This window comes from Yoonia sp. (assembly GCF_036007805.1).
Taxonomy (GTDB): Bacteria; Pseudomonadota; Alphaproteobacteria; order Rhodobacterales; family Rhodobacteraceae; genus Yoonia.
On the sequence record NZ_DASYOK010000351.1, the window covers coordinates 1 to 5,039 of the forward strand.

General features: G+C 58.2%; 5 protein-coding genes. 3 read left to right on the forward strand and 2 right to left on the reverse strand.

All coding sequences use genetic code 11. The features are described from left to right. Window positions 1-1,155 (forward strand): alpha,alpha-trehalose-phosphate synthase (UDP-forming) (locus VGP75_RS18380; protein ID WP_327545038.1); only part of this gene is annotated, 1,155 nt, incomplete at its 5' end. Window positions 1,156-1,490: 335 nt separating this feature from the next. After that, on the forward strand, window positions 1,491-2,366 hold the full coding sequence (locus VGP75_RS18385; protein ID WP_327545039.1) for a LysR family transcriptional regulator: 876 nt from the start codon (window positions 1,491-1,493) through the stop codon (window positions 2,364-2,366). A gap of 22 nt (window positions 2,367-2,388) precedes the next feature. Here the strand turns inward: VGP75_RS18385 and VGP75_RS18390 are convergent, their stop codons facing one another. After that, window positions 2,389-3,444 (reverse strand): pyridoxal-phosphate dependent enzyme, encoded by a 1,056-nt coding sequence (locus tag VGP75_RS18390; RefSeq protein ID WP_327545040.1) that lies wholly within the window; start codon window positions 3,442-3,444, stop codon window positions 2,389-2,391. A 150-nt stretch (window positions 3,445-3,594) separates the two neighbouring features. Between VGP75_RS18390 and VGP75_RS18395 the strand changes: the two genes are divergently transcribed. Continuing rightward, complete coding sequence (locus VGP75_RS18395; RefSeq protein WP_327545041.1) at window positions 3,595-4,446, forward strand: urea carboxylase-associated family protein; 852 nt, start codon at window positions 3,595-3,597, stop codon at window positions 4,444-4,446. Here VGP75_RS18395 and VGP75_RS18400 read toward each other — a convergent pair. After that, a partial coding sequence (locus tag VGP75_RS18400) for a M20/M25/M40 family metallo-hydrolase (RefSeq protein ID WP_327545042.1) occupies window positions 4,443-5,039 on the reverse strand: 597 nt, incomplete at its 5' end. The genes VGP75_RS18395 and VGP75_RS18400 overlap by 4 nt on opposite strands.

Here is a 5,039-nt window from a genome sequence, read left to right on the forward strand (position 1 = left end):
AACTACGACCCTGTCGATTGGGCGAATTTTCAGGATGTGAACCGCCGTTTCGCCGAAGCGGCCGCCGAAGAAGCAGCAGAAGGCGCTTTGGTCTGGGTGCATGACTATAACCTGTGGCTGGTGCCCGGATATCTGCGCGCCATGCGCCCTGACGTGCGGATCGCATTCTTCCACCATACGCCGTTTCCATCGGCGGATATCTTTAACATGCTGCCTTGGCGCAAAGAGATCGTGAACAGCCTGCTGGCCTGTGACGACATCGGTTTTCACATCCCGCGCTATGCCAGCAACTTTGTCTCGGTTGCCACCAGTCTGTTCGACGTGGATGTGACGACGCGGACGCAAGTGCCCGACAAATGGATTTTCGAAGGCACCGCTTTGGCCGAACGCGCATGGGCAAGCAAGCTGAACCTTGATGGCCATGAGGTGGCGGTCAGCGTGACACCGGTGGGCGTGGATATTGGCTATATCGACGAGATTGCTCATGCCCCTGAAACGGTGTCCCAAACCACGAAGATAAAAGAGGAAATCGGTGACGAGAAACTGATCCTTTCGGTCGGGCGCACCGACTATACCAAAGGCGGGATCGAGCAACTGGCCAGCTTTGAGCGGGTGTTGGAATATAACCCTGACCTGCGCGGCAAAATCCGGCTGATGCATGTTTCGGTTGCCGCCAACCGCAATATGCAGGCCTATGAAGAAATCCAAAGCGAGATCGAGCAGATCGCAGGCCGGATCAATGGCCGCTTTGGAACACTGGAATGGCAGCCCGTCACGCTGATTTCACGCGCCGTGCCATTCACGCAGCTGATCTCGTACTATCAGGCCGCCGATGTCGCATGGATCACGCCTTTGGCGGACGGCATGAATCTGGTGGCGAAGGAATTTATCGCTTCGCGGATCGACAATAGCGGTGTGCTGGTGCTGTCCGAATTCGCAGGGGCCGCTGTGGAACTGGCCGATGCGGTGATTACGAACCCGTTCTCGAACCGTGCGATGGACCTGACAATCGTCAGCGCCCTGAAAATGCCCGAACCCGAACGCCGCATGCGCATGGAAAACCTGCGGGCAGCCGTCCAAAAGACAGACGTGCGCAAATGGACACCCGGCACGCTTGAACTGAAACCAAAGCAGGTCATTGTTCCGGCGGCCTAAAATGAGAGATATCGCTTTGTCGGCAAAGTATCTCCGGCGATTGAGCCTCTAAAAGGGCCCAGCGGTCGATACTTTGCCGACAAATTGCCGTGAGCGGCGGCACGATGCCTACACCGAATGCGCCAAACGCGAATATAGCGAAAAATCCGCTACCCCCTCTCAAAAATAGTGGCACCTTAAGATCGTCAAAGCGAGACTCTCCCTAAGGCCAGATTGACAGCGTAACTTTTGACGCCGAGGATGGTCCTACAGCGTTTGCAGTTTGCCCGTTTGCAAGCGACCCATCTCCCGAACGGTGCAAAATGTTTCGTTCCGAACCTCATCGGAGTGAGATGATGAATATAAGGAAGTTCAAGTCCTGGGGCCAGTTACAGACCGTGCTCACAGTGGCAGAAGTTGGCTCCTATCGCGCAGCGGCACATGCTCTTGGTGTAACCAGTAGTACAGTTGCACGCCATGTCGATACGATCGCGGAAGAGCTTGGGCATCCGATCTTTTTACCTGCGGGCAATCGGTGGGAACTCACCGAGATCGGCGAGGAGCTTGTTGCGATTGCAGAGGCTACGCAATCCAGTCTGGGGTTCATGCTTAAGGATATCGAGAATAGCGATAATTTCTTTGGCGCGCTGCAAATCAATACACTCTCATTTATCAACAGTGATTTTCTTGCCCCCGCGATGAACCTCTGGCGCGAAAAATTTCCGCAGGCCAAGATCATGATTGAGGCAAATGACGAGACAACTGCAATCGAACGCGGCGAGGCCGATGTCGCACTTCGGCTCTCGCGTCCCGACACACCGGGCGTGGCGCGGTTCAAGGTGGCCAATTGCAGGGTTGGGATCTTTGCGTCCGAAGACGGTGATCAGAACGGATGGGTTGGGCTGCCTCTAAGCCTTGAAGGCTTGCCAGAGATGCAACTCGCGCGGCAATATTTCGGGACCTGCCCGATCATACGGATGGATTCCTACCGTGCGATTGCAAATACCGCCCAAGCGACCGGCCTTTCTTGTGTTCTGCCCACCTGTATGGCCCGCGAGTATCCAAAACTACGCCAACTTCACTCTGATGAAGCGCAAACCCATGCGGACCGCGAGCTTTGGTTCCTCTTTTACGAAACCCGCAAGAACGATCCCGCCATCAAAGCTGCCAAATGCTGGGTGAAGGATATATTTCCGTCGCCGAATAAGTGTCTCTGCGGCAAGTGCAACTAGCAGAGCGGGCAGATGGGGTTGATTACCCGTCCTCCGGGCCTTCGCTGATAATGCAGAGCACCTCTGATCTGCTATCAATATCCCCCACATCAGCCAAAGCCGCCGCAACCCCGGCAGCACCCGACGGTGTGGTCCTAATGCCATGTTCCGCCAAAGCCGCCACAGCGGCCTCTGCCTCGCCTTCCGTGATGGTCGTGAAATCATCCGCATCACGTGCTAGAATGCCCAGCGCAAGCATTGAGGGCGTCTTGCAGTCCAAACGCCCCATGTTCGACAAAGGCCCTTGGGTGGTGACCAGGGCCCCCGCCTTCATGCTTGCAATCAGCGCGGGTGCTGCCTCGGGCTCAACCACAATCATGCGCGGCCCGTCGCCCCAATATGCGCGCAGGCTTTCTGCCAGCGCTGCTGCCAATCCGCCAACACCCGCCTGCAAGAACACATGGCTCGGCGTGCCCTCATAGGCCTGCGCAATTTCATGGCCCATCTGGGTGTAGCCCTCCATGACGTGGAACGGCAACTTGGTGTAGCCCGGCCACGACCCGTCTGAAAGGAGTTGCAAATCACCCGCCTCGGCCGCAACAGACGCGGCCGCCATGCTTTCCTCGTAGTTGGCACCGGCGCGCACGACCTCTGCGCCTTTCGCGCGCAAACGTGCAGCAAAGCCTTCGGGGACGGTATCGGCCAGATAAATCACCGCACGCGCACCAAAAACGGCTGCTCCTGCAGCAAGCGAAAGCCCGTGATTGCCTGCGCTGGCCGCAACATAGCTGCGCCCGTTCAGTGCGTTGGACCAATCGACATCCGTTTCACGCACCACATCCGCCGCATCACGGGCGATGACATAGGCCGCGCCCAGCGCCTTGAAGCTGCCAAGCCCCATCCGCATGCGCTCATCCTTCAAAACAAGGCGGGCAGCCCCAATGGTGCGGGCAAGACCTTCACAATCTACCAGAGGCGTTGCTTGATGGGCGGGGCATTGATCGAGCAAGCGGGTGACGGCCTCGGTGTCAAAAGCATCCGCCGGTGCCGGATCGACCAAACCCTGTCCGCGCACCGTATTTTTGTAGATTTCAGCCATTGGACACCTTTTGTTCTGAATTTGACGTCACGCGAACTTTCACCGCCACACTTGTCTCTAGCAAATCTGAACCAAGAATCCGAGGTCTGGTCATTGACCGCCATTCAAAGCTACGGTTCCGCCAACACCCCTTGAGACGAGTATGCGCCTATGAAACCTGATCAGCCTGCCTTTGCACCCCCAAGCGATGCCGCTGCCCGCCGCGCCAAACCTGCGGTGATCTGCTATCCGACTGACGCGCTTGCCCCGCCAGACCATGCGACGATCCAGACCCGCCGCGCCAGCGCCACCCATCGCGACACCTGCGTGATCCCGCCCCGCGATGCGCGCTGCACGACCGTCCCTGCGGGCGGGTTCTTTCGGATTACATGCCCCGATGGCGCACAGGTCGGCGATCTGAACCTATGGTCCGCCACTGACCTGACCGAACATTTCTATTCCGGCAAGACGCGCGCCTTGCATGGCACGCATCTGTCCACCGGCGACAGGCTTTGGTCGCGCTTTCCGAACATGCGCCCGATGGCAACGATTACAGAGGACACGCTGGATTGGTACGGTTGGGATGCGGACGGCGGATCGGTGCATGACGTGATCGGCACACGCTGCGATCCCTACACAGGACGGTTGTTGTCGGGCTCCGACTATCACTACTGTTGCCATTCCAACCTGACCCGCGCGCTGGCAGACCACACAGGCATGTCACTGGCCGAGGCAGAGCCCTACGTGCACGACGTCCTGAACGTCTTTATGTGCACCGGTTTTACCAACGACACGCATCAATACTTTATGAAGGCCAGTCCTGTGCGGGCGGGCGATTACCTTGAATTCTTTGCCGAGATTGACCTGATCGTCGGCCTCTCTGCTTGCCCCGGTGGCGATTGCGGGGATGAGCATACGTCCGACAAGGCCACCTGTTATCCGCTGGTGATTGATGTCTTTGAAAGCGCGGACCCCTTCACGCCACCGGCACCCAACGCCTACGACCGCAGTCACGGGCGCTAAGAGATATAGCGCACCAGTCGCGACAGCATGGTCATACAAGCGTCCAACTGATCAATCTCAAGATACTCGTCAGGCTTATGGGCCTGCTGGATTGAACCGGGACCGCAGACCACCACATGGCTGCCCAACGCCTGAAAAAGCCCTGCCTCGGTGCCAAAAGCCACCAGATCAGCGCCATTCGCGCCTGTCAGTTCGGCGACCAATTCGCGCGCGGCGTTCACGGCCATCGGTTCAAGCCCCGCGATTTCGCCTACTGTGGTCAGGGTGATGCTGGCGTCAGGGCTGACGGCCTGCATGGCGGGTAGCAATGTATCCGCGCAATAGCGGGCCATGCTGGTTTTGACGAAATCGGCGTCGCTGTTCTGCACGGGCCGCATTTCCCATTCAACCTCCGCTTTGCCGGCGATCACGTTATGCGCTACGCCGCCCGATACACGGCCAATATTGATGGTCGTCCAAGGCGGCTCGAACTTGCTGTCCGCTGGTGCGCGCGCAATCAGGTCCTGGCGCAACTCCATCAGCCGTGTGACATAGCGCACCGCATATTCAGCAGCATTCACCCCCAGATCGGGGGCGGAACCGTGGCCCTCAAG